This is a genomic window from Halobacillus campisalis (assembly GCF_030345335.1).
In the GTDB taxonomy this organism is placed as follows: domain Bacteria; phylum Bacillota; class Bacilli; order Bacillales; family Halobacillaceae; genus Halobacillus_A; species Halobacillus_A campisalis.
In genome coordinates, this window is the sequence record NZ_JAPVRC010000001.1 from 664,000 (window position 1) to 687,588 (window position 23,589).

29 protein-coding genes and 1 other annotated feature are annotated in these 23,589 nt (G+C 42.2%); of the genes, 1 reads left to right on the plus strand and 28 read right to left on the minus strand.

Annotated elements, in window-relative coordinates; genetic code table 11:
• Positions 1-53: 53 nt before the first annotated feature.
• Complete coding sequence (locus O2Q26_RS03345) at positions 54-1,343, minus strand: ArsB/NhaD family transporter (RefSeq protein WP_289214546.1); 1,290 nt, start codon at positions 1,341-1,343, stop codon at positions 54-56.
• Between the two features lie 126 nt (positions 1,344-1,469).
• Here O2Q26_RS03345 and O2Q26_RS03350 point away from each other — a divergent pair, with 126 nt between their 5' ends.
• Complete coding sequence (locus tag O2Q26_RS03350) at positions 1,470-1,847, plus strand: TIGR04086 family membrane protein (RefSeq protein ID WP_253934410.1); 378 nt, start codon at positions 1,470-1,472, stop codon at positions 1,845-1,847.
• A gap of 88 nt (positions 1,848-1,935) precedes the next feature.
• Here the strand turns inward: O2Q26_RS03350 and yajC are convergent, their stop codons facing one another.
• The 27 genes from yajC to O2Q26_RS03485 all read right to left on the minus strand — a co-directional run bounded on the left by yajC (position 1,936) and on the right by O2Q26_RS03485 (position 23,538).
• Entirely contained in the window at positions 1,936-2,199 is a 264-nt protein-coding gene (gene yajC / locus O2Q26_RS03355) for a preprotein translocase subunit YajC (RefSeq protein WP_253934411.1), read from the minus strand.
• Between the two features lie 17 nt (positions 2,200-2,216).
• Complete coding sequence (tgt, locus tag O2Q26_RS03360) at positions 2,217-3,353, minus strand: tRNA guanosine(34) transglycosylase Tgt (protein ID WP_289214547.1); 1,137 nt, start codon at positions 3,351-3,353, stop codon at positions 2,217-2,219.
• Between the two features lie 27 nt (positions 3,354-3,380).
• The gene (gene queA / locus O2Q26_RS03365) at positions 3,381-4,406 is read right to left on the minus strand and encodes a tRNA preQ1(34) S-adenosylmethionine ribosyltransferase-isomerase QueA (RefSeq protein ID WP_289214548.1); all 1,026 of its coding nucleotides are present in this window, start codon (positions 4,404-4,406) and stop codon (positions 3,381-3,383) included.
• Positions 4,407-4,424: 18 nt separating this feature from the next.
• Positions 4,425-4,616 (minus strand): DUF2905 domain-containing protein, encoded by a 192-nt coding sequence (locus O2Q26_RS03370; RefSeq protein ID WP_253934559.1) that lies wholly within the window; start codon positions 4,614-4,616, stop codon positions 4,425-4,427.
• Between the two features lie 5 nt (positions 4,617-4,621).
• The gene (gene ruvB, locus O2Q26_RS03375; protein ID WP_289214549.1) at positions 4,622-5,623 is read right to left on the minus strand and encodes a Holliday junction branch migration DNA helicase RuvB; all 1,002 of its coding nucleotides are present in this window, start codon (positions 5,621-5,623) and stop codon (positions 4,622-4,624) included.
• Positions 5,624-5,641: 18 nt separating this feature from the next.
• Positions 5,642-6,259, minus strand: coding sequence for a Holliday junction branch migration protein RuvA (gene ruvA, locus O2Q26_RS03380; protein WP_253934415.1), 618 nt, complete (start codon positions 6,257-6,259; stop codon positions 5,642-5,644).
• A 120-nt stretch (positions 6,260-6,379) separates the two neighbouring features.
• The gene (locus O2Q26_RS03385) at positions 6,380-6,703 is read right to left on the minus strand and encodes a BofC N-terminal domain-containing protein (RefSeq protein ID WP_289214550.1); all 324 of its coding nucleotides are present in this window, start codon (positions 6,701-6,703) and stop codon (positions 6,380-6,382) included.
• 75 nt (positions 6,704-6,778) lie between these two features.
• Positions 6,779-7,531: a YebC/PmpR family DNA-binding transcriptional regulator gene (locus O2Q26_RS03390; RefSeq protein WP_289214551.1), complete on the minus strand. Its 753-nt coding sequence runs from the start codon at positions 7,529-7,531 to the stop codon at positions 6,779-6,781.
• Between the two features lie 82 nt (positions 7,532-7,613).
• On the minus strand, positions 7,614-8,168 hold the full coding sequence (locus tag O2Q26_RS03395; protein ID WP_289214552.1) for a YhcN/YlaJ family sporulation lipoprotein: 555 nt from the start codon (positions 8,166-8,168) through the stop codon (positions 7,614-7,616).
• Positions 8,169-8,237: 69 nt separating this feature from the next.
• A complete protein-coding gene (nadE, locus tag O2Q26_RS03400; RefSeq protein WP_289214553.1) occupies positions 8,238-8,975 on the minus strand; it encodes an NAD(+) synthase in 738 nt (245 codons plus the stop codon).
• Between the two features lie 34 nt (positions 8,976-9,009).
• Positions 9,010-9,969, minus strand: a complete 960-nt coding sequence (locus O2Q26_RS03405) for an aminoglycoside phosphotransferase family protein (RefSeq protein ID WP_289214554.1) — start codon at positions 9,967-9,969, stop codon at positions 9,010-9,012.
• The gene (safA, locus tag O2Q26_RS03410; RefSeq protein ID WP_289214555.1) at positions 9,959-11,161 is read right to left on the minus strand and encodes a SafA/ExsA family spore coat assembly protein; all 1,203 of its coding nucleotides are present in this window, start codon (positions 11,159-11,161) and stop codon (positions 9,959-9,961) included. Before safA ends, O2Q26_RS03405 begins: the two co-directional genes overlap by 11 nt.
• Positions 11,162-11,997: 836 nt before the next feature.
• On the minus strand, positions 11,998-12,864 hold the full coding sequence (pheA, locus tag O2Q26_RS03415; RefSeq protein WP_289214556.1) for a prephenate dehydratase: 867 nt from the start codon (positions 12,862-12,864) through the stop codon (positions 11,998-12,000).
• A gap of 19 nt (positions 12,865-12,883) precedes the next feature.
• On the minus strand, positions 12,884-13,333 hold the full coding sequence (locus O2Q26_RS03420) for an ACT domain-containing protein (protein ID WP_253934423.1): 450 nt from the start codon (positions 13,331-13,333) through the stop codon (positions 12,884-12,886).
• Between the two features lie 14 nt (positions 13,334-13,347).
• A complete protein-coding gene (gene obgE / locus O2Q26_RS03425; protein WP_289214557.1) occupies positions 13,348-14,631 on the minus strand; it encodes a GTPase ObgE in 1,284 nt (427 codons plus the stop codon).
• Positions 14,632-14,644: 13 nt separating this feature from the next.
• On the minus strand, positions 14,645-15,163 hold the full coding sequence (locus tag O2Q26_RS03430) for a Spo0B domain-containing protein (protein ID WP_289214558.1): 519 nt from the start codon (positions 15,161-15,163) through the stop codon (positions 14,645-14,647).
• Positions 15,164-15,311: 148 nt separating this feature from the next.
• On the minus strand, positions 15,312-15,602 hold the full coding sequence (gene rpmA / locus O2Q26_RS03435; RefSeq protein ID WP_079530402.1) for a 50S ribosomal protein L27: 291 nt from the start codon (positions 15,600-15,602) through the stop codon (positions 15,312-15,314).
• Positions 15,603-15,615: 13 nt separating this feature from the next.
• Complete coding sequence (locus O2Q26_RS03440; protein ID WP_289214559.1) at positions 15,616-15,945, minus strand: ribosomal-processing cysteine protease Prp; 330 nt, start codon at positions 15,943-15,945, stop codon at positions 15,616-15,618.
• Positions 15,946-15,953: 8 nt separating this feature from the next.
• Complete coding sequence (gene rplU / locus O2Q26_RS03445) at positions 15,954-16,262, minus strand: 50S ribosomal protein L21 (protein ID WP_253934427.1); 309 nt, start codon at positions 16,260-16,262, stop codon at positions 15,954-15,956.
• Between the two features lie 13 nt (positions 16,263-16,275).
• Positions 16,276-16,347 (minus strand) — a sequence feature (ribosomal protein L21 leader region).
• A 35-nt stretch (positions 16,348-16,382) separates the two neighbouring features.
• Positions 16,383-17,798, minus strand: a complete 1,416-nt coding sequence (locus O2Q26_RS03450; RefSeq protein WP_289214560.1) for a ribonuclease E/G — start codon at positions 17,796-17,798, stop codon at positions 16,383-16,385.
• A 17-nt stretch (positions 17,799-17,815) separates the two neighbouring features.
• Positions 17,816-18,667, minus strand: a complete 852-nt coding sequence (locus O2Q26_RS03455; protein ID WP_289214561.1) for a site-2 protease family protein — start codon at positions 18,665-18,667, stop codon at positions 17,816-17,818.
• Complete coding sequence (locus tag O2Q26_RS03460) at positions 18,654-19,406, minus strand: M23 family metallopeptidase (protein ID WP_289214562.1); 753 nt, start codon at positions 19,404-19,406, stop codon at positions 18,654-18,656. Before O2Q26_RS03460 ends, O2Q26_RS03455 begins: the two co-directional genes overlap by 14 nt.
• A gap of 147 nt (positions 19,407-19,553) precedes the next feature.
• Positions 19,554-20,351, minus strand: coding sequence for a septum site-determining protein MinD (gene minD, locus O2Q26_RS03465; RefSeq protein ID WP_289214563.1), 798 nt, complete (start codon positions 20,349-20,351; stop codon positions 19,554-19,556).
• On the minus strand, positions 20,344-21,030 hold the full coding sequence (minC, locus tag O2Q26_RS03470; protein WP_289214564.1) for a septum site-determining protein MinC: 687 nt from the start codon (positions 21,028-21,030) through the stop codon (positions 20,344-20,346). The genes minD and minC overlap by 8 nt, the downstream gene beginning before the upstream one ends.
• Positions 21,031-21,068: 38 nt before the next feature.
• The gene (gene mreD, locus O2Q26_RS03475; protein ID WP_289214565.1) at positions 21,069-21,596 is read right to left on the minus strand and encodes a rod shape-determining protein MreD; all 528 of its coding nucleotides are present in this window, start codon (positions 21,594-21,596) and stop codon (positions 21,069-21,071) included.
• Positions 21,593-22,486, minus strand: a complete 894-nt coding sequence (gene mreC, locus O2Q26_RS03480; RefSeq protein ID WP_289214566.1) for a rod shape-determining protein MreC — start codon at positions 22,484-22,486, stop codon at positions 21,593-21,595. Before mreC ends, mreD begins: the two co-directional genes overlap by 4 nt.
• A gap of 11 nt (positions 22,487-22,497) precedes the next feature.
• Positions 22,498-23,538 carry a rod shape-determining protein gene (locus O2Q26_RS03485; protein ID WP_289214567.1) on the minus strand — a complete coding sequence of 347 codons (1,041 nt, stop codon included), beginning with the start codon at positions 23,536-23,538 and terminating at the stop codon, positions 22,498-22,500.
• Positions 23,539-23,589 lie beyond the last annotated feature (51 nt).

Consider the following 23,589-nt stretch of genomic DNA (forward strand, 5'->3'; position numbering starts at 1 on the left):
GTCATCTGCCCTTCGTACTCTCTACATCCTTAAGATGACCTATTTTGTTATTTCTATGAAAGAAACGGAACTAAATATCTTAGAAATATATAGACGGTACAAATGAGTAAAGAAAGCAGCATGATCGGCACACCGTATAAAGCAAACTTCACAAAAGGGATCGGCTCCTTATAACTTGCTGCCAGCCCCGCTACCACAACATTTGCAGATGCTCCGATCAGCGTTCCGTTCCCTCCTAGACATGCACCTAAAGCAAGCGACCACCAAATGGGATCAACATTCATCATTCCATAGCCTTGCAGTTCTTGAACGACCGGAATCATCGCAGCCACAAATGGAATATTGTCGACGATCCCAGAAAGGATGCCAGAACTCCATAACATCAGCATGGAAGTAAACGGTAAATCTCCATCTGAGACCCACACCATGGCTCTAGCTAATTCATCAATTAATCCAACAGTCTGAAGTCCACCTACGAGCATGAATAAGCCTATGAAAAAGAAAAGCGTGACCCATTCCACCTCTTGAAATACTTGCTCCACTTCTATACATTTATCTGTCAAAAATAAAAGCAATAACGCCCCACTTACAGCAATAGTCGTAATGTCCATATGAATAAACGGGTGGAGCATGAACCCAACGATTGTCAAAAATAGAACTGACAATGACCGATAAAGCAGCTTGTCTTTCACCAGGTGTTGATTTGCATCTTGATTGAGAAACTCTTCTGCTAATCCCTTATTATAATGGAGCTTATTCTTAAAGATGAGGATCATCAAGAACATGACAACGATAAATACCACAGTAACTACAGGACCCATATGGTTGAGAAAAGATAAGAAACTGAAATGCTCTACAGCCTGTCCTATCATGATATTCGGCGGATCCCCAATCAATGTAGCCGCTCCACCAATGTTGGAAGCGAATATCGTCGTAACTAAATAGGGAAACGCTGGCAGCTTCAGCTGTTTAACTAGTGAGAGGAGGACAGGGACAAATAATAGCACGGTCGTCACATTGTCCAGGAAAGCTGATCCTATGGCGGTGAATATTCCAGAAACGATCAGCAGCGGAACAGGACGTCCCTTGACGATCTGCGCAAGCTTAATTGCCACGTACGTGAAAATGCCTGTTTTTTTAGTAATGGACACTAGAACCATCATTGAAAATAACAAAGCGATTGTAGACCAATCGATGAAACCGAATGCCTCTTCCCATTCAAAAACATTGCAAATCAGCAGAAGGACACCACCTGTCAAAGCTACAACCGCACGATTCCATTTCTCAAGCATAAGTAGACAATAACTAATTACAAAAATGATGATCGTAATCAAAGTGGTCATAGATCTTCCCCTTTAAAACAAGCTTTTTTTATATCTATTCAAAAGCTTGGGAAAATATCTACTTCTACTAGAAATATGTGTGAGCATATAGTAAAGAAGACAAGCTAAATAAGGAGGACGGAAGATATGAAAATTTTTCTTCAAGGGGTACTTGGATACGGGGTAGGATCTATCTTCATTCTGATGATTCTGTTTTCAGCCGTGTTGGCCGGCTTACTGCGCTTCACTACTATCGACACAGATGCTTTAAATCAAGTGTCTTTAATTGCCGGGTTGACCATTTTAGGAGTCGGCGGCCTGCTCGCAGCTCATAAAGGCGAACAAAAAGGGTGGCTCACAGGGCTGCTAACTGGAATTGTTTTTATATCGATCATGATGCTCTTTCAAATTATTTTTGAGAATCGATGGATTTCTTTAGCCCAATTAAGTTATTTCGGCGGTTTGGTGCTCGCAGCCATTTTAGGGGGAATGATCGGAGTCAATATGCCAAAAAGAAAGATATAAAAAACCCCGCTCAAGGCGGGGTTCTATTTTAAGTATGTAGGAAAGCGCAGGTCCGAACGAATCGAACCTTTACCGCTTTAAATTATACTTAATCTTGGTTCAACTTTTCTCTTACTGAGGAGCGGTCAAATTTCATCTGGGTGCCATCTTGCACACTAACGACTATTGTACCTTCATCAAGTGCATGAATCGTCCCATGAAGGCCTCCAATAGTGATGACCCTATCTCCTTTTTGCAATTCCGTCTGCATCTGCTGTACTTTTTTCTGCTTCTTCTGCTGTGGACGGATTAACAAGAAATAGAAAATGACGAACATTAGAATAATCGGCAATAATCCTACTAACGTTTCCATTTATATATTCCCCCTTTCTAAAAGTTCTTTGCGTTTGGTTTGTTGAAACCATACTGCTCAAAGAATTCTTCTCTAAAGTCACCGAGTCGATCTTCTCTAATGGCTTCACGAACTTGCCTCATTAATTTTAACAGAAAATAAAGGTTATGATAAGTAGTAAGCCTAAAGCCGAATGTTTCACTCGATTTCACCAAATGTCTAATATAAGCCCGACTGTAATTACGGCATGTATGGCAGTCGCAATTTTCATCGATCGGGCGGAAATCACGAGCGAATTTTGCATTTCTTACGACTAAACGGCCATCGGAAGTCATACAGGTACCGTTACGAGCAATTCTTGTCGGCAGTACACAGTCGAACATGTCAATGCCTCTTATAGAGCCGTCAATCAATGAATCAGGAGAACCTACCCCCATAAGGTAACGAGGCTTTTCATCAGGTAGTAACGGTGTAGTAAAGTCAAGTACGCGATTCATTACATCCTTTGGCTCTCCAACTGACAGACCGCCAATTGCATATCCCGGAAAGTCGAGCGACGTTAGATCTTGAGCACTTTGACGCCTCAGATCTTCATATTCGCCGCCTTGCACAATTCCGAACAAACCTTGTTCATTCGAACGATTGTGCCCCTCTAAACAACGTTCAGCCCAGCGGCTCGTCCGTTCTACTGACTTTTTCATGTAATCATGGTCCGCCGGATATGGAGGGCATTCGTCAAAAGCCATCATAATATCTGCACCGAGAGAATTTTGGATATGCATAGCTTTCTCTGGTGACAAAAATAGTTTTTCACCACTGATATGGTTTCTGAAGTGTACGCCTTCTTCTTCGATTTGACGAAGATCACTCAAACTGAAAACTTGGAACCCGCCAGAGTCTGTGAGAATGGAACCGTCCCAATTCATAAATTTATGGAGTCCGCCGGCTTCTTCAACAATATCTTCCCCAGGTCTAAGCCACAGGTGGTACGTATTCGATAAAATGATTTGAGCACCCATACGCTCAAGTTCCTCCGGGCTCATCGTTTTAACGGTAGCTAACGTTCCTACCGGCATGAACATCGGAGTTTCGAAAGACCCGTGTGGAGTATGCACGCGGCCGAGCCTTGCCCCCGTTTGTTTACATGTTTTTATAAGTTCATAAGTTATTGCCATGTTTTAAGTCCTTTCTCACGTTTATCATTAAAATATAAACATTGCGTCACCGAAACTGAAAAAGCGGTAACGTTCTTCTACAGCAAGTCGGTAAGCTTCTAATACAAAATCACGGCCGGCAAATGCACTAACGAGCATGATCAAAGTTGACTTTGGCAAATGGAAGTTCGTTATCAATCCGTCAATCGCTTTGAGCTGCTGAGGCGGGTAAATGAAAATATCAGTCCAGCCGCTCGAAGCTTGGAAACTTCCATAATCACGCACTATGGTCTCGAGCGTCCGAGTGGAAGTGGTCCCGACAGAAATAATCCGCCCACCTTTTGTTCGCACCTCATTAAGCTGATTAGCAGCCTGTTCGCTAAGCTGATAAAACTCAGCGTGCATTTCATGTTCTTCCACATCATCGACACTTACGGGGCGGAAAGTCCCTAGACCAACATGAAGGGTTAAATATACGATTTCCACTCCAGATGTCTGTAACTCGTCCAATAATTCGTTTGTGAAGTGCAGTCCAGCCGTAGGTGCAGCAGCTGAACCTTGCTCTTTGGCATAGACTGTCTGATAGCGTTCACGATCAGACAACTGCTCTTTAATGTAAGGAGGAAGGGGCATCTCTCCTAAAGAATCTAAAACTTCAAGAAAAATCCCTTCATATTCAAAACGCATCTTTCTTCCGCCATGTTCCTGCAACTCTGTGCATTCTGCAATCAGTTTACCGTCCCCGAATACGATTCTTGTACCGACATTCACTTTTTTGGCAGGCTTTACGAGAACCTCCCACTCATCGTTTTCATGCTGATGAAGCAATAAAACTTCTACTTTTCCACCCGTCTCTTCTTTAGCTCCATAAAGGCGGGCGGGGAGTACCTTTGTATCATTTAATACTAAACAGTCACCCTCATGCAAGTAACGTTTGATATCGGAAAAATGCTGATGATCTATCCTTTTTTCTTTTCGATCCAACACCATCAGTTTAGAGGATGCTCGTTCCAATAGCGGAACTTGAGCAATCAATTCTTCTGGCAATTCAAAATCGTATGCGTTGATATCCATTTGAAACTCCTATTCTGCTTATCGAATTTTTCCTATTAAGTAAAAGATCAATGTGAGTACGATACTGGCAATTATGGACGTCATGATTGGGAAATATACTGTAACAGGACCTTTCTTAAAACTAAAGTCACCCGGCAGTTTACCAAACAAACTCCATAACAACCCAATAACGATAAATACAACCCCTATTACAATAAAGATTTTACCCATGCCCGTCAAGAGCCTGGCACCTCCCGATTAAAGTGGCTGTATGCCTTATCCGTCACTACTCTTCCTCTAGGAGTTCGTTGAATAAAGCCTGTCTGTAAAAGAAATGGCTCATACACGTCCTCAATCGTCTGTGATTCTTCCCCTATAGTAGCTGCAATAGTATCAAGTCCTACCGGTCCGCCTTTAAAGCTGTCCATAATAGCAGTCAGCAATTTATGATCGATATGATCCAAGCCTTCTCCGTCCACTTGAAGCATCCGTAATGCGGTTTGAGTCGTCTCCTCAGAAATAACTGTCTCTCCGCCTACTTGCGCGATATCCCGCACACGCTTAAGCAGTCGATTAGCGATCCTCGGGGTCCCTCGGGATCTTCGAGCAACCTCAATCGCCGCTTCCTTGTGAATACCTACGTGGAAAATATCCGCAGTTCTTTCTACAATAGAACATAGAGCGCTGGCATCATAGTAATCAAGACGGCAATGGACACCAAAACGATCTCTTAACGGAGCTGAAAGCAGCCCCGCTCTTGTTGTTGCTCCAACGAGGGTAAATGGAGGAAGGTCAAGACGCACTGACCTTGCACTCGGACCGGTACCGACTATGATGTCCAGGCAGAAGTCCTCCATCGCAGGATATAAAATTTCTTCGACGGATCTTGGAAGACGATGAATTTCATCTATAAAAAGCACATCCCCTGCTTCTAAAGAGGACAAAATGGCTGCCAAATCTCCAGCACGTTCAATCGCAGGACCTGAGGTCGTCCTGAACTGGACCCCCATTTCGTTTGCTATTATTGAAGCCAGCGTGGTTTTCCCTAAGCCTGGCGGGCCGTACAGCAAAGTATGGTCAAGTGGTTCTTCACGCATTTTTGCCGCTTCAATGAAAATCCGTAAGTTCTCTTTAGTTTTCTCCTGGCCAATATACTGACATAAGTTTTCAGGACGTAAACTAAGTTCGATATCCCGTTCTACGTCTTGTAATTCTCCAGATATCATACGTTCCTCCATCCCGCTTCCTCCTTTCTGTTAAGATTTCATTAAAAGCTGCAGTCCCTGCCTAATTAAATCGTCAATTTTCGACTGATTTGATTTTGCTAATTCAGGTTGGATCACCTTTAATTCCTTATCTGAGTACCCTAATGCTTTTAATGCCTCAAGCGCTTCATCCAAACGTTCTCTCTTCTCTTTAGAAGTCACATCTTCTTTGTAAAAGATCGTTTGTTCATTCTCTTCATCAGGCAGCCAGATAATAAGCTTCCCTTTTAAATCGAGAATCATCTGACGGGCTGTCTTTTTCCCGACTCCGGGGAAGCGAGTCAAATATTTATCATCTTCCTGTTCTATCGCTGAAACAAATTCGGGAACACTGACGCTGCCTAGAATACTTAAAGCGCCTTTTGGACCAATTCCAGAAACATTTAGAAGTTTAGCGAAAAGTAATTTATCTTCCTTCTTTTTAAAACCGAAAAGCAGCTGCTGGTCCTCTCTTATATAATGATACGTATGAACTTTAATTTCATTATGTAAATCATCCTGAAAGTTGAAGGGGTTTGCACATAAAATTTCGTACCCTATGCCTTCTGTTTCAATGGCTATTGCCTCTTCATCTATAGATGTTACTTTTCCTCTCACGTATGCGATCATGGTGAAAATTCCCCTCTGTCTCGAATTCTTTTCTACACTCCATTGTAACACACAAGCACATGTTCGTATAAGAATTAATCCAAAGAAAAAACCGCCAAAATACAGCGGTTTTTTCTTTATTCAGGCTATTTCAAGCTGCTTCTGAAACACGACTTCCCCAATACTCTGATCCTCCACTGTCCAGCCTTCATATGCCGCCCAAAAGTCTTCCATGGCCCATATCGTCTCTGTTTGGATTTTCGTATCTATCAATTCACTGCCTTCATAAGTTTTCAAAATAACTTTAAGTTCTAATGGATCCAGATAGACAAAAGCCGGGATGGCTTTCTCGGTTAGAGTAGAACTCGCAAAACTATGGTCGCTTACAGCTCTTTCTGGAGTTCCTGTAAACGGCTGAAGTGTCATACTGACGATCATAAGGGCTGTAATCCATATGGATTGCATGGTTTTTCCTCCTTATAAAAAGCTATTATTTCTAGTATGCTCAGAAACAATAGCTTTTATAAGTGAGACTAATATTTATGATAGTTTTTCCAACACTTCTTCATCAGCGTCCAAATTATGATGAACCTCTTGAACGTCATCATTATCTTCTAAAGCATCAATCAATTTCAACATTTTACCAACGCCCTCTTCGTCCAGCTGTGAATACGTAGTGGGAACCATTGTAACTTCGGCTGTTATAATGGCGTGGCCGTTATTTTCAAGTTCAGATTGTACACTAGTAAAATCCTCTGGTTCTGTATAGACTTCATATTGTTCTTCACTTGTTTCGAGCTCTTCGCCCCCAGCTTCAATAACTTCAAGTAAAAACTCTTCTTCATCCAGATCTGTCTGGCTGCGATCTATGGCTATATATCCTTTACGGTTGAACATAAAAGCTACACATCCATTTTCACCGAGGTTTCCATCATTTTTATTGAATGCGTGGCGGACTTCGGCGGCTGTACGATTCTTATTATCCGTCAATACAGTGACCATAACGGCTACTCCATTCGGACCATAGCCTTCATAAGTGAATTCCTCATAGTTAACACCATCGAGGTTACCTGTCGCTTTTTTAATAGCTCGATCTATATTATCGTTCGGCATATTGTCTGATTTTGCTTTATCTACAGCTAAGCGAAGGTTAGCGTTCATTTCTGGATCTCCACCGCCTTCTCTAGCCGCCATAAAAATTTCACGAGCATGCTTCATGAAAATCTTGCCTTTTTTGGCGTCCTGAGCACCTTTTCTTCGTTTAATATTATTCCATTTAGAATGGCCTGCCATAGGTAATCTCCTCCCCTGGAGCAAAACTTTTCCTATATCAATATATCACAAAAGCAAGCCCTTGATAACTTATGAAACCTGTTTAATTTGAGTTAAAAAAATCTTTAATTTGTTTCTTAAGAGCTTCCGGAGCCTCGGCAGCCCTGGATCTGGCGTCTTCATCCTTTCTTCGATCCCACTGACTGACATTTGTATAGACTACAACGGGTAGATCCGTGACAGCTTCTGCTTTTTCTAAAACTTTTTCTGCGATTTTTTCGTCCTTATAATCAGGTGGGTTGACCATTACTGCAACGTAAGCTTTTTCTCCGTTTGTAAAAGCTTGAGAAAGCGTCACCTCTTTCAACTCGTTGACCTCCTGAGTAATCAGCATGGCTTCTTCATTGTTGAAAGCATTGTCATGTGAGCGGGTTGTTTCCGAGTACTTGGTTTCCCTCATTTCTTCTTGAGTCGATCTTTTAAAAAACTGATCCTCTCCTGTAGGGATTTGTGTTCCTTTAGGTTTTTTGTCCTCATCTGTATACTCGATAGGCTGATAAAGCTCATCGCTTTGTGATTCATTAGTTTTCTCCGGAATGTCATCTTTACAAGCTGACAATACCGCCGCTAATAATAAAACAATTAAAATTTTCCACATAAAAAACATTCTCCTTTTCCATTACTATGGACGAAGAAGAATGTTTTAGTCTGTCAATTTAAGGTAAGATTACTTCGGCGGCCCTGGAGCCATTTCTCTTTTATGCGCTGTTCTGTTATGCATCGCCTGGATAATTTCTTTATCCTTGTCAGGAATAGTTTCACCTTTTAAGTAACGGTCGATCATGTCATAACTTGTGCCCATCTCATTTTCATCAGTTTGACCTTCCCATAAACCCGCACTTGGCTGTTTATGAATAACCTCATCTGGCACGCCAAGATATTCTGCCATTTCTCTGACTTCACCTTTAGTCAAGTTGACAAGAGGGACTAGATCCACGCCTCCGTCACCGAATTTGGTGAAGTAGCCTGTGTGCCATTCTGCGGCATTATCGGTTCCTACAACTAAATACTGATGATTCGTGGCAAGAGTGTATAGGGTACTCATTCTCAAGCGAGCCCGTAAATTGGCATCAGCAATTTTCTCCTGGTCGGGATCATAGCTATTATCTGTTTTCAGCTGATCTAAAATGTTCCCGAACATCACGTTATGCGTCTCAGTTAAATCAACAGTCAATGAATCAATCTCACATGAGCTGATTACTTTTTTTGCATGCTCCTGGTCGCTGCCATGACTCTTACAAGGCATAATGACGCCCAGGGAATGATCTGGGTAGGCTTTTTTGATTAAGTGAGCCACTACGGCTGAGTCAATACCGCCGCTTACACCAACAAGCATCCCTTTTACGCCTGCATTTTCACCCTGTTCTTGCAGCCAAGCTACAATACGATCTACTTTTTGCTTCACTGGATTGTTCATCCTTTCACACGTAAGATACTTTTTATCTTAGCATGAATTCTGCATATCGGACAAACTGTTTACGACTTTGCCATGCAATTTCAAACTTTTCAATATGATTGGTTAATAAATCTTCTCCCATTCGAAATTTGTTATACCCGTGAAGCCATTCTCTGACAAGATCGGCTGGAACGAGCACGCCTCTAAGCCAAATCTCAGGATACTCAACATGTTTAAATAATTGGAAGAATGCTGAGCGATCATTTTCTAAATAGGGGAGAAATCGGTGAGCTAATTGAATTTCATCATACAATTTCGGCCCGATATGAAGTAAATCGAAGTCGATCATTTTCATTGATCCTGCAGGTTCCAATATGAAATTATGGTGAGCAACATCCCCGTGCAGCCATTGCTGTTCTTCCCAAGCCTCTTCTTCGATCACTCCCCAGGAATAACGGGCAAACGGGTCGAGCAAACGGCTCATGGAGGTTACGACTTCATCGTAGAACTCCTTTTTCTCGCAGTATTCAAAAACCTCTCTCGTATTTTTGAATTGTTCTAACCGACGTCCCCATTTCAAGTATAAGGGATCTCTAGGAATCGATAATGCTTGTAAACCTTTTGTCGAACGATGAAACTGCCTTAAGCAATGGTAAGCTTTTTTTCGATCACTTCGATGATCAAAATTTGCGTGACTGCCGTTAATCCAAGTGAACAGCGCCCAATCACAGCCAAGCTTACTCAAACTTCGGGCATTGTCAGGAAAAGATACCGGAGTAGCTGCAAATTTCGCTGCTTCCTTCCAATTTTCAAAAAATGATAGTTGCTGGTTCAGTATGTTAGAACGTCTATACCCTTTTAATAAGAAGGGCTTCTGGTCCACCCATACGTTGTATACTTTAGGTTTTATTTTAACAAATTTGGTAATATTCATGTCTCTTGAGCGCAGCCATTGAAAAAGGCGATCCGTATAAGAATCGCCTTCTTTTAAATTACGAGTCATCTCCATCATCATCCTGCCACGTTTGTTCAGGCGCCCAGTTTTGAAAAGGCTGTGGTGGCTGTTGAGGGAAATATAAACCTCTCATCTGGTAATCGTTATTCATCATAGCATAAGGGTGCCATCCATTCATTTGAGGCTGCATCATTTGATTTGGCGGGTAACCATAATCCATCATCTGTGGCTGAGTGAATGGCTTTGGAGCTCCACAGCCGCAATCACTTTCTTGCTGTGCTCCGCCCACATAAGATGACTCAGACTCCTCATCCATTTCCATTTCGTACATCTCATTAGCCGCTGCGTTTTGATACGGCATCTGCTGCGGATATTGATGGTTCATCATTTCATTCTCATAAGGCATCATTTGTGGGGAGTGCGGCATTCCCATCATTGCGTGATGGTAAGGCGGGCACCAGAAACTATCCCAAGGAGAATGCTGATAATGCATCGGCATGTTCTGCATCGGCATGCTATGCTTCGGCATGTTCTGCATTGGCATATTTTGCATCGGCATGCTATGCTTCGGCATGCTATGCATCGGCATGTTCTGCATCGGCATGCTTTGCATTGGTATGTTCTGCATCGGCATGCTTTGCATTGGCATGTTCTGCATCGGCATGCTTTGCATTGGCTTAGTCTCTGATTCTTGCTCCATAGGCAATGATTTTGCTGTCTCTTGCTTAGAAGGTTTTTCCATATGCTTCATCGGTTTCATCGGTTTCATCGGTTTTTCATAAACAGGACTCTCCGAAGATTCCTCTGGAGCAGGCATCTGAGGAAGATGAAAGGTTGTATAGTAATTTTGCATATGCTGGTCCATCGGCATTTGGATTGGCATATTCATTTGGATCGGCATCATTGGCTTTTCCATCATCGGCATAGGCTTATTAACTTGTGGCATTTTTTCATCTTCTTTTATTTGAGGAATGGGTTTAGGAATTGTTTTTGGCTTTGGTTTTGGCATTTCTTTTTTAGGCGCTTCTTTCTTGGGGGCTTCTTTTTTTACATTTTCTTTTTTGGGAGCTTCTTTTTTTACAGGAGTTTTCCCCTGAGGTACTTTGATTTTCATGCCCGGCATAATCATATCAGGGTTCGATAATTGGGAATTCACTGATTTCAATTCTTCGAAATTCACCCCATATTTTTTCGAAATCTTCCACAGCGTATCACCTTTTTGTACAATGTGAATTCTCACAGTTGCAACTCCTTTCCTGTGATCTATAAAGTTATAAGAGCATAATCGTTTCCTAACACTTTATGCGTAGACAAGAAAAAGAATGATGAATTTGCCTAATTAATAAACCCGAGCTATGGGAAGCCTCATTATTAATAGTCAGGGAGAAGTTTTTAAATATAGTCGCTGTAAAATTTTCGCATTGACATTTATATAAGTTGTTATCACTGTGGCAACTCTGCTGTTCCGTCATCGTGATGAGTGGAAGGTGGTTTTAGGAATGGACTCCCTTTCCGTGGGAGTGCAGTGAGCTTCCTCAGGCTGCCGCCTTCCGGGATCTCACCAATCACTCTCATCCCACAGGAGTCTCGCCCATTCCTAAAACCACCTAACTTATATTAAGGGACGGAACTAAGGAATAAGAAGTGAAAACTCTGTTGTACCAATGTTTCCCTCCGTCCCTCGCTATAGATATAAAAGTTCTACCTTAAATTACCTGAATAAGTACTTTCTTACTAATGGTGTGGCATTAAACTCCAGTGCAATAGTTAAGCATCGCATGAGGTGTTTCCGTTATCCTCACAAAAGCAAGAAGGACCGTGAAATTGCGAGACTCCTATGGGATGACAGTACAGGGTGAGATCCCGAAGGGCGTCAGCCCGAGGAAGCTCACCGTACGCCCATGGAAAGCGAGTGATTTCCCGGCCCTTCAAATGCTATTTTTGTGACGGAAACAGCTCTAACATCTCGAAACTGAGTCTTCAATATAAGAAAGCTTAAAAAGAATATCAACACGGAACTTTAACAAAGCCTTTCTTTTAAAAAACGAGTCCCCAATTATTGAGGACTCGTTTTACTTACTGACATACAGGAGAAGGGATATCTATATTATAACTCGGGTACGTGCCGAGCAACTTCAATGTACAACCTAAGGCTTCTAATTCCGCTTTCACTCCCGGGAACAAGACCTCATCATAAGGTTGATCGACATCTATTAAAAAGAAATAATTGCCTAAACCTGTTTTCATTGGGCGAGATTCAATTTTTGATAAGTTCATTTTACGCCAGGCGAACGCAGCTAACACTTGATGGAGAGCTCCAACGAAATCTTTAGGCAGCGTGACCATCACCGTCGTCTTTTGAGTGGTAACGGGATGATTTTTCACTTCCAATGGCTGTTTCTTTTTTTGCACGACAGCGAAACGGGTATGGTTATTGTCGTAATCGTGAATATTCGGCGTAAAGATTTTCAGACCATTTTCTTCAGCTGCCAAATGATTTCCTATAGCGGCTACGTGAACCCCCTCCGAAGCTACTACCTCGGCTGCCCTTCCTGTAGAAGCCGTATATTCTAATTCTGCTTCAGGATAATGTTTGTACAAATATTGATGGCACTGGGCAATAGCGTGACTGTGTGAATAGATGTGAGTTAGGTTCTCTCCATTGTAATCAGGGTGGACGAGTAAATGCTGTTTTATCGGTACTGTCATTTCTGCAATGACAGCCTGATCTACCTGATGAATCAAATAATCGATCGTCAGATGAACCGATCCTTCAATCGCATTTTCCAGGGGCACCACGCCCGTATCAATATCCCCGCGTTCTACTGCATCAAGGCAAGCAGGAATGCTGTCATAACTGATAAAAGATCCTTTTTCAAACAATGCGTCAACCGCCATTTTTGTAAAAGTACCTTTTGGTCCTAAATATCCAATTCGCTGCATAGCTTTAACTCCTTCTTTCTTAAGCCCCAGAACTAAGAATCTCTACACGATCTACAAAGTCCAATTTATGAAGCCTCTGTAATAATTGCTCAATCGAATATATCATACCTGTCGTATTCAATGACAGAGTAACGTTCGCTTTCCCTTGCAAAGGAATCGTTTGGTGAATGGTCAATACATTACAACCTGAATCTGCCACCGTATTGAGGAGGTTGGATAATGTACCTGTTCGATCCTCCAAATGAAAAAATAATGTGATCATCTGCTCTTTCACCATAGCCTGGAACGGAAATACGGCATCTCTATATTTGTAAAAAGCACTCCTGGACAAACCAACATCTTGAACAGCTTCAAATATAGATACTGCCTTTCCCCGTTCTATCAAAGCTTTAGCTTCAATCGTCTTCTTCATCGCTTCGGGCAAAATATCACTACGGACTAAGTAAAACTTTTCATTATAATCCGTCATCACTTAGCACCCCATTAGTCAACAAATTCAAATTCATAATCAAGCAGTCTTACAGTATCGCCGTTTTTTGCCCCGCGCTTTCTAAGTTCTTCATCTACACCCATTCCGCGCATCTGTCTCGCAAAGCGGTTAATGGATTGGTCTCTAGAGAAGTCAGTTTTACGGAATACGGACTCGATCTTTTCACCATATAAAACGTAGGCTCCATCATCAGCTCGCGTAACTTTGAATGGGGCTTCCTCTTTTTCATACTTATATATGACTCGCTCTTCCACTTCTTCAATTGGCTCCGCTTCATACTTAGGAATTTCATCCAGCTTATCTGCTACCGCATAAAGAAGCTCGTCGAGACCTGTTCTTGTTACTGTTGAAATAGGAAAAACTGTTACTTCTTCTCCCACAGCTTCTTTAAAAGCATTAAGATGTTCTTCCGCTTCCGGAATATCCATCTTGTTGGCCACAACGATCTGCGGACGTTTTGTCAGCCTTTCATCATAGGAAGAAAGCTCATTGTTGATCGTGACGAAATCTTCGTAAGGGTCTCTTCCTTCTAAGCCAGACATATCAATTACATGCAGCAGCAATCTCGTTCTTTCCACGTGGCGCAGGAATTGATGACCGAGCCCAATTCCTTCATGTGCGCCTTCTATTAAACCTGGAAGGTCAGCCATGACAAAGCTTCGGTGGTCCTGACTTTCTACAACACCTAAATTTGGAGCTAAGGTCGTGAAATGATAATCAGCGATTTTTGGAGTTGCTGCTGTCACGACTGAAAGAAAAGTAGACTTTCCAACACTTGGAAAACCAACCAGCCCTACATCAGCTAACAACTTCAGTTCCACTTGCACGTTCAGTTCTTCCCCTTGCTCACCATTTTCAGCAATTTCCGGAGCAGGATTCCTAGCCGTAGCAAATCGAGCGTTTCCTCGGCCTCCTCGACCTCCTTTGGCAATGACAGCCTGCTGTTTATGCTCAGTGAGATCCGCAATGACTCTCCCTGTTTCAATATCTTTAACCGTTGTTCCAGGGGGGACGCTGATCACTAAAGGCTGCGAATTTTTACCGTGCTGCTTTTGATTCATGCCATTCTCGCCGCGCTTGGCTTTAAAATGATGCTGATAACGAAAATCCATCAGCGTATTTAGTCCTTCATCGACTTCAAAAATGACATCGCCGCCATTTCCTCCATCTCCACCGGCTGGTCCTCCCATAGGAACATATTTTTCCCGGCGGTAGGCGACTAAACCATTACCACCATCTCCACCTTTTACAAAAACTTTAACCTGATCGACAAACATATGGATCACCTCATTATTCTATCGTTAATTCTAGATAAAGGTCAGAACCGTTAACATAAGCCATTCTGTACCCGATATCTTCGAGCTGTTTAATCAATTCTTTTTCTTTGGTGAATGCCCCTGTCCAATTCCAGCTTAACGTTATACCTGCGTTTTCCTCATTATCGCTCAGTTGGAGGGTACCTTCATAGAGTTCTTCATGGACGTTGAATTCATCCATAGCTTTAATCGTTTGATCCGCATAAGCAACAAGCTGTTCATCATGACGGGATAAATCAACGTCATTATTGATTACATAGGCCAATCGATAGTAAGAGTGACGAAAATTGAAAGTGATTAGCCACAGTGCAAAATGAACCGCTGAACTATTCATAAGTCTTCGTTCATGTTCTGATTCGTCTATAACCCTTCTCAACTGTTCTTTTACTCGCTCCATCTTTCCCATAGACGCATACCCTTGCACCAACTGTATTTGATTCATCCAGTCATGACGCTTATGCTGTAATAGATGCAGTACCTCATTTTCATCCATTGTCTTCCGCTCCCCCTGCTTTCCATTCTCTTCTATAGAAAGTATAGCAAACTCATAGGAAAACTGAAATCATCATAAAATAAATAAGCCGCGCTTATGCCATGGCACAGCGCGGCTTACATGTACGTATGAAATCATACTAATGATGTTACGCTTCCTGAGCTACAGGATAAACGCTAACTTTTTTACGGTTACGACCATAACGTTCGAATTTAACTACACCATCCACTTTAGCGAATAATGTGTCATCTCCACCACGGCCAACGTTTTCACCAGGGTATACTTTCGTACCGCGTTGGCGATAAAGGATTGATCCACCTGTTACCGATTGACCGTCGGCACGCTTAGCTCCAAGACGTTTAGACTCAGAGTCACGTCCGTTTTTAGTACTACTTACACCTTTTTTAGAGGCAAAAAATTGCAAATCTAGACGTAGCATGTGTCCCACCTCCTTACAGTTCTGTAATTTTTATATATTCGTGATAATCATTTTCGATCGTCTGCAAAGAAACCATCATTCCTGCAAGGAGCAGTTGAGATTTAGAATGAGATGTCTCATCCAAATTCTCAGGCAGTTTTATTTTCAGATAACCGCCTTCACCGCCTTGAGTGATTTCCGGTTCGAATTCACAAAGGCTGATTATTGAATTGACCGCTCCAAAGGATACTGCGGATACTGCGGCACAAACGAGATCATGTCCATAAGGACCGCTCTCGGCATGACCGGCTATTTCAAAACCAGTTACATCCTCTTGTGAACGAAATATCGTTACTTTAATCATCGTCCCGCTTACGCCTTGATGCTCTCAACAACAAGCTTCGTGTACGGTTGACGGTGACCTTGTTTACGTTTGTAGTTCTTTTTAGGCTTATATTTGAAGACAGTCAATTTCTTCTGACGACCTTGTTTTTCAACTTTAGCCGTTACCGTTGCACCGTCTACGAATGGAGCGCCAACTTTAGTATCGTCTCCACCTACGAAAAGAACTTTATCAAAAGTTACAGTCTCGCCATCTTCTACGTTCACTTTCTCTACGTAGATCTCTTGACCTTCTTGAACTTTGATTTGTTTTCCACCAGTTTCAATAATTGCGTACATACTTGCACCTCCTCAAATAACTCAGACTCGCCATCCAGGTACCGGAATCGGTTTAAAAACCTGTTCTGTGCGGTTGTAGCATGAAGTGCTACTTGAATAACATATTGATGTTACCACAGATCAAAACAAGTTGTCAACATGATACACACGTCTCTGAATAGCTGCTGTGATCATGTCTAGTGACCCTTCAAGCTCAATTTGCCAGCCAGGAATGCTATGATCCTGCCTAACAAACAGCTCCTGTGGAATTTTACTAGATATAGGTTCAGAATGCAATTGTTTTTTTATATCATATAACTCAGGATGAACGGCAACGAGGACCGCTTCTTGCTGCCGGTTCTCAAAAAGAAAACGTTCCAGTCGATACCACTGTGTATGTAAATCATATCGACGTTCAGGTCTCGCAAGTAATTGATCGCATACAGGATACCATTGTCTAGTCCGAGTCATTTCCACTATTCCTAGTTTAGTCATTCCGTGGATGAGCGTTTTGACGGGATCTGCCTGCGCAATCTTTTTCATGTATTTAAGGAGCTGCTGCTCTTCTGAAAGGATGTTCATGGAAATGAAATCTACGAGAATCATTCCAGAAAGGTTTCGCAGCCTTACCTGCTTCAATACTTCCTCAGCCGCCAATTTATTCACCGTCAATATTTCCTTACGGGACATAGCTTTTTCCTTATATTGATGACTGTTAACATCGATGACCATCATAGCTTCCGTACGGTCAATTATTAATTGAACTCCTTTAAACGTTGTTACCTCGCGTTGAGAAAGCTTATTTTGGATTTCATTAACAGAATGGTTTGTATAGTTTTCTAAACTTTTTTCCCATCGTATTTTCCCTTCCAGGCTCGGGTACTTCGCTTTTAACAGAACACTCATTTCACTCGTGTCCACTACAATTTCATTCACAGAATGAGCGTATTTTCGAATGAACTGATCAGGGATAATGAGATCCTCCCACACCTTCCCTGGCTTATTCGCTTCGGGAATCTGCTTCCATACCTCTCTTAAAGTGCTCAGCTCGTCTTTCATGATGTTAGCTCCCGTATCTTTTGAGCTCGTCCGCATGATGGCTCCTTCCGCGTCAGTCAGCATCGAGGTCATAACTTCACGTAAAGTTTCCGCATGATCCTTAGCTACTTTTTTAGAAATTGAAATCCTCTTCCCAAACGGTCGGTAAACTAAATACAGTCCAGGGAAAGTCAAGTCTGCACTGACCTGGGCTCCTTTGTCACCGATAGGTTCTTTAGTCGCTTGTACGTAGATCGACTGTCCTTCCGTTAGTATCTGTTCTATAGACCCGTTACACCACGGGATTTCAGTTTTTTTCAAAAAAGCATGCTGTCTTTCCCCAATATCAACAAAAGCTGCCTGCATGCCTTTATGAATATTTTTTACCGTACCTTTAAAAATTGAACCCGAAAGCTGAAAAGCATCCGGGCGCACCGCTGTATATTCAATGACATCTCCCTGTTCGATAAAGAGAGCTATCAATTCACTTGTTTTTGTATGTAGCGCTAAAGTTCTCATGTTGAACCTCTTCATCACTATAGACTTGAAATGTCCTTTAATGTCGCGTTCGTTCGTTTCTCATCTAAAAATTGATGCAGACATTCCTGTTCATCTACTATATATAATCCTGGTGTTTGTTTCAATATATATAAATGGTGACGATTCGCGCGGATATTTTTTATAACATCAAATGCGGAAGTTTGAGGCGGAACTGTGAAGTACTTTACTTTCATATTCGTAACGTCTCTCTCGAGGCAGTAGACGGCATATCTCATAAATACATACATCTGCCTTTTCCACTCCAAAACATTTTCTAAAAGCAAAAAACCTGCCAGCAGTGTGCCGGCTAAAGTCATTCTTCCGTCCAGAATTAATACGGATAAGCTTAGCAACAACACAGCCATTGAAATGATCAATGAGGCTTTCAGGCTGAATTTAAAAGGAAGATACTGACTGAGAAAATAAAAAAGCAGTTTTCCTCCGTCCAACGGCCATACAGGAATTAAATTCAATAGTAAAATCAGACTATTGTAAGTAAAGGCTGCCGACAATAAAGGGTGTGGACCGATCACAAATGAAAGCAGCTGAAGGACCGCAAATATCCATACATGCTGAATTGGTCCCGCTAACGTAACATGAAATTGTTCTTTGAGTGGTCGTGTCGTATGTTCATCACTTACTACACTTCCTCCGAGAAGCCAAAATTCGATATGAGAAACTCTCCATCCATACCTTCGAGCAGCCGCATAGTGCCCCATTTCATGAATGGCCACTATTGAAAACAAAATGATGAATTCGTAAATGGCTCCAGTCAAAAGAGCAGATACTGCCAGCACAAAGAACAGGGGATGGATATGGATGGATTTAGCAAGTTTAAGAGTCGCCATCGACTTTGATCACTGCAGCAGGGTCTAAATATTGCTTGTCTTTCTCAATAGCAAAGAAAAACTCATTGCCATCTTTCTCATTCAACAAGCCTACCGTTTCCTGTGCTTGAATATGTTCATATAAATGGACATCTATAGTGGACAAAAACCCGTAAATCGTATTCGAGTCGTCCTGATGCTGGATAATAACTGTTTTTTTCGTTTCTGGGTCATTGCCCGCAAAAATAACGGTACCTTCTTTAATAGATTTAACTTCTTCACCTTGAGCCGTGCTCATGATGATTCCTCTTCCGTGATTCTCAAAAGGCTCTGTTACCGTTCCGTTGACTGGAAGTGCTACATTGACACTCTGCTGCTCTTCTTTAGGCTGAACTAGCTGCAAAGGCCCTCCAAAGCGATCACTGTACCACGCCGTCACTTTCGCAAAAGGAAACTCTTCTTGCAGCTGGGAAGACACCCATTCCCTGGGCTGTTCGGCAACAGCTGATGAAGATTGTTCACTGATAAATACAACTCCAAATAAAAGAACAGAAGCCAGAGCTTGTACACCAAAAAGCGAGGCAGATTTCTTTGACGATTGCTTGAAACCATCGCTCACTGCGAAAGGAGGATACCCATGCATCTCTTCATCCTGCGGTCCGCTGATCCCTTTATGAGTCGTTGGAGTGCGGGAGGTTATAACCTTTTTCCTTTTTCGTTCTGCTATGTTTTTTCTTACATCGTTTATATTCTTTTTCACTTGATCCCTTCTCTCCCAGCCTTTTTATTATTTTATGGCGTAAAGAGAGAGAATATGAATAGACTCGTTGTGATTAGCTGGTGTCGCAAAATCCCCAGAGATGTTTGCAGGCAAAATAAAACAGCTGCGAATTATGGTTCGCAGCTGTCAGGCACGCATTCCGAAGAACTTTTTCACTTTAGTCATCAAGCCAGGGTCTTCTTCTAAATTCATCAAAGGCACAGATTCTCCTAAGATGCGTCTTGCAATATTGCGATAAGCGATAGACGCTTTAGTATCTGGCGTAAAAGCCACAGGCTCACCTTTATTCGATCCTCTAATCACAGCATCATCGTCTATAACAATCCCTAAGAGATCAATGGATAGCACATTGACAATTTCGTCGACATCCAGCATTTCTCCATTTTTCATTAAATGATTGCGAATCCGATTAATCACTAATTTCGGTGGTTCCAGTTCTTCCTGCTCCAATAACCCTATGATTCGATCAGCATCCCGGACACTCGCTTTTTCAGGTGTGGTCACCACAATAGCTTTGTCAGCTCCTGCGACTGCATTTTTGTACCCTTGCTCAATACCGGCTGGACAATCGATGATGACGTAATCGTAATCCTGCTTGAGTTCATCAACGATGGCTTTGACCCTTTCAGGGGTGACCGCTGATTTGTCAGAAGTCTGGGCGGCTGGCAATAGGTGAAGGCAGTCAAACCGTTTATCTTTTATGAGAGCCTGCTTCGTTTTACAGCGCTCTTCCACGACATCTACAATGTCGTAAATGATTCTGTTCTCCAGCCCCATGATGACATCCAAATTACGCAACCCGATGTCCGTGTCCACTAAACAAACTTTCTTGTTCTGGAGAGCTAATGCTGTACCTAAATTTGCAGTCGTCGTTGTTTTCCCAACACCGCCTTTTCCTGAGGTGATTACAATGGCTTCACCCATTTAGCATTCTCCTTTCAAAACTGAGTAAATCCGGTTTTAACTTTATAACTTCCTGCAAAGGGGCTATACGTATAGCGTTGACCTGTTCATCGATAAAACCACATTCTATATACACGCCCTCTGAATCCTGATCAGGTGCTCTAGATAGCTGTCCTGCAATTCTCAGCTGATTTGGCTTCATATAGGAAGCCGCTATTACTGTTTGTTCGTTCCCCTCATATCCAGCGTGAGCAATCCCCCGCAAATTCCCTAATACGAAAATGTTGCCGGTAGCAATAACCTTCCCACCTGGATTAACATCGCCTAACAAGAGCAAGTCTCCAGTGACTTCAACCACTTGACCAGAGCGGATAGTTTTTACTATAGGAGTGATTTCGCTGTTTTCTTTCCAAGAAAGCGCTTCTTCTTTTGTAATAATGTCCGACTCGATTTGCTCAACAACAAGCTTCTGTTTCTCACGGACAATGTCCCTGAGCTTGTTCTTTTGCTGATCCGTAAGGTAACGATTCCCTAATTGTATTGTTACACGGATCATCGGCTGGTCAGCATCTGTACCGCTCACTGAAAGCTTTTCCTCAAGCTCCTGGAGTATAGCATCATAAGAGCATTGGTCATTTAACCGAAGTGTCAATCCATCTCTCGTTCCTTTTATCGTCACCATTTGACTATTTGTTGTCACGGGCCTTCACCTCAAAACTTGGACATTTCTCCGATTAATTAAGTACTTTTCCACATGTCAGACCAACGTTCTACTCTATTTTTCATAAGAGGATATAAAAAGACAAAAAATACGACGTTCGCCAATATTGTCGGCACCAATCTAAGGACTATATAGTTCCACCATGGCATTTCTGTTATCTGAACAAAAGAATAAATTATATATAATACAGCATCCGCCAAACCTACACCAGCCATCGCAAGCAGCAAAGAAACGAAGAAGGTTTCGTGCACCCATTTATGAACCCCGTGAATGACATAGGCGACAATAGTATAAGTTACCATATAAACTCCGAGGACCCCAGTATATACTACATCAATCAAAAGTCCGAAGATCATTCCATACCATACGCAGTGATATGTATCATCTTTATCAAAGAATATGGCAATAATTAGTACAAAACATAAGACCCAGTGAGGAGTCATCAATAATTCGGAATACGCGATTTTGGCGGGTAATAAACTCATCGCCATCCCTTGAAATACTAACAATATAATAAGCAGGCAGGATATTGTAAAACGTATCATTGTCCTTCGCCTTCCTCTTCCTCTTCCTCTTCTTCCTCATCATTGGCAGATTGCACATCGCGGTCTACGACAATTACGTGACTAATATCGAATAAGTCTGCAAACGGTTCTACGTAGGCGGTTTTCGTCAATCCGGACTGGTCATTTTCCACCTCATCTACGGTACCTATGCGCAAGTCACTAGGAAATACACCACCCAGCCCGGAAGATATCACGGTATCTCCTTCTTCCAATTCTTCATCCAAACTTATGCCTTCAAGAAGAAGCCGGCCGCTTTCACTATCATAGCCTTCGATTAAGCCGAACGCGTTCTCTTCGTCCTCTCTGACAACCCAGGAGGAAATTTTATTGGACTCATCAAAGCCGCTCAATAGCTGTACGGTGGAGTGAAAGGAGCCGGCGGATATAATTTTACCTACCATTCCTTCACTAGTAATGACAGCCATATCCTTCTCCACCCCGTGCTCTTCCCCTTTATTGATCGTCATTTGTTCAAACCAGCGATCGGAGCTTCGGGCAATGACTGTAGATTGAATAGGCGTATAATCGCGTAAGGATTCCGTTTTATCTAAAGCAGCTCTTAACTCCTCGTTGTCTTTTTGAAGCTGCTGGTTCTCTTGAATAAGCCCTTTATATTCATCTAGCCTTGTTTTCAAAACTTCATTCTGATCATATACATTCAACATTTTTTGTATATTTTGGTAAGAATCATCGAATAACTGCACAGGCGCTAAAAACACTGTTTGTACCCAGCCGACGGAATCCTGAAGGAACTTCTCTGGAACTGATAATTCACTGCGGTCCCTCATTGAAAAACCGATAAGTGCTACAAGTATGATAAAGCCGATAAGTACGGTCATAAGTCTTTTTCTGCGAAACAAAGAAGGCATAAAAATACTCCTTAATCCGTACTAGGACGTGCCGCTACATTAGGCTGGGATCTGAAATGATGAATATACTCAAGAGACTTTCCTGTTCCGACGGCTACGCAATCTAAAGGTTCATCAGCGATGAATACTGGCATGTTTGTTTCTTCACTTATTACCCGATCCAGATTCTTCAGTAACGCTCCACCGCCTGTCAGCACAATTCCTCTCTCCATGATATCAGCAGAAAGTTCAGGAGGTGTTTTCTCTAATGTGTTTTTCACAGTTTCAATAATAGAGTCTACAGTGTCTTTCAAAGCTCCTACAATCTCGTCTGAGTGTATTTGAATTGTTTTAGGAAGACCGCTCAGAAGATCGCGTCCGCGTATCTCCATTTCCACACTTTTTTCGACTGATCCTGCTCCGCCAATCTCCACTTTTACGTCTTCAGCCGTACGCTCTCCGATCATTAAATTATATTTCTTACGGACATGCTGGATGATCGCCTCGTCCATTTCATCACCGGCAACTCGTATGGACTGGCTTGTCACAATGCCTCCGAGTGAAATGATGGCAACTTCTGTCGTACCACCGCCTATATCCACCACCATGCTTCCTGTAGGTTCCCAGACAGGTAGTCCAGCTCCAATCGCAGCCGCAAAAGGCTCTGCAATAGGAAAAGCTTCTTTGGCTCCTGCTTGTTTTGTAGCATCAATAACAGCCCGTTCTTCAACCATTGTAATTCCTGAAGGCACACATACCATGACATTCGGCTTACTAGCGAAAAATGAACGTGTGCGAATCGCCTGTTTAATATAATGATTCATCATTTGTGCAGTTGTATCATAATCTGCGATTACCCCATCTTTCATCGGACGAATAACATTTATGTAATTCGGTGTACGTCCTATCATGTTTCGGGCATCGTTTCCAACAGCTTCAATCACGCCTGTATGGCTGTTTTTAGCTACCACAGAAGGCTCTCGTAAAATAACGCCTTTATTTTTCAAAAACACCAATGTATTTGCAGTACCTAAATCGATCCCTAAATCTTGCGAAAAACCAAATAAGCCCAATTATATCTCCCTTTCTAAACCTCATCCATAACAAAATGAATAACTAAATAT

Coding starts and splice junctions, on each gene's coding strand:
- O2Q26_RS03385 (WP_289214550.1), bottom strand. CDS start 6,703: ATGCAATCCATATGGATTACAGCCCTTATGATCGTCAGTATGACACTT.
- O2Q26_RS03350 (WP_253934410.1), top strand. CDS start 1,470: ATGAAAATTTTTCTTCAAGGGGTACTTGGATACGGGGTAGGATCTATC.
- O2Q26_RS03450 (WP_289214560.1), bottom strand. CDS start 17,798: ATGAGAACTTTAGCGCTACATACAAAAACAAGTGAATTGATAGCTCTC.
- mreD (WP_289214565.1), bottom strand. CDS start 21,596: ATGATACGTTTTACAATATCCTGCCTGCTTATTATATTGTTAGTATTT.
- ruvA (WP_253934415.1), bottom strand. CDS start 6,259: ATGATCGCATACGTGAGAGGAAAAGTAACATCTATAGATGAAGAGGCA.
- O2Q26_RS03405 (WP_289214554.1), bottom strand. CDS start 9,969: ATGACTCGTAATTTAAAAGAAGGCGATTCTTATACGGATCGCCTTTTT.
- pheA (WP_289214556.1), bottom strand. CDS start 12,864: ATGCAGCGAATTGGATATTTAGGACCAAAAGGTACTTTTACAAAAATG.
- O2Q26_RS03370 (WP_253934559.1), bottom strand. CDS start 4,616: ATGGGTAAAATCTTTATTGTAATAGGGGTTGTATTTATCGTTATTGGG.
- rplU (WP_253934427.1), bottom strand. CDS start 16,262: ATGTACGCAATTATTGAAACTGGTGGAAAACAAATCAAAGTTCAAGAA.
- queA (WP_289214548.1), bottom strand. CDS start 4,406: ATGGATATCAACGCATACGATTTTGAATTGCCAGAAGAATTGATTGCT.
- yajC (WP_253934411.1), bottom strand. CDS start 2,199: ATGGAAACGTTAGTAGGATTATTGCCGATTATTCTAATGTTCGTCATT.
- obgE (WP_289214557.1), bottom strand. CDS start 14,631: ATGTTTGTCGATCAGGTTAAAGTTTTTGTAAAAGGTGGAGATGGTGGT.
- O2Q26_RS03390 (WP_289214551.1), bottom strand. CDS start 7,531: ATGGCAGGCCATTCTAAATGGAATAATATTAAACGAAGAAAAGGTGCT.
- mreC (WP_289214566.1), bottom strand. CDS start 22,486: ATGCCTTCTTTGTTTCGCAGAAAAAGACTTATGACCGTACTTATCGGC.
- O2Q26_RS03455 (WP_289214561.1), bottom strand. CDS start 18,667: ATGGCGACTCTTAAACTTGCTAAATCCATCCATATCCATCCCCTGTTC.
- O2Q26_RS03420 (WP_253934423.1), bottom strand. CDS start 13,333: ATGACGGATTATAATGAAAAGTTTTACTTAGTCCGTAGTGATATTTTG.
- O2Q26_RS03395 (WP_289214552.1), bottom strand. CDS start 8,168: ATGTGGAAAATTTTAATTGTTTTATTATTAGCGGCGGTATTGTCAGCT.
- rpmA (WP_079530402.1), bottom strand. CDS start 15,602: ATGCTACGTCTAGATTTGCAATTTTTTGCCTCTAAAAAAGGTGTAAGT.
- O2Q26_RS03440 (WP_289214559.1), bottom strand. CDS start 15,945: ATGATTAAAGTAACGATATTTCGTTCACAAGAGGATGTAACTGGTTTT.
- tgt (WP_289214547.1), bottom strand. CDS start 3,353: ATGGCAATAACTTATGAACTTATAAAAACATGTAAACAAACGGGGGCA.
- O2Q26_RS03345 (WP_289214546.1), bottom strand. CDS start 1,343: ATGACCACTTTGATTACGATCATCATTTTTGTAATTAGTTATTGTCTA.
- minD (WP_289214563.1), bottom strand. CDS start 20,351: ATGGGTGAAGCCATTGTAATCACCTCAGGAAAAGGCGGTGTTGGGAAA.
- O2Q26_RS03430 (WP_289214558.1), bottom strand. CDS start 15,163: ATGGATGAAAATGAGGTACTGCATCTATTACAGCATAAGCGTCATGAC.
- ruvB (WP_289214549.1), bottom strand. CDS start 5,623: ATGGAGGAACGTATGATATCTGGAGAATTACAAGACGTAGAACGGGAT.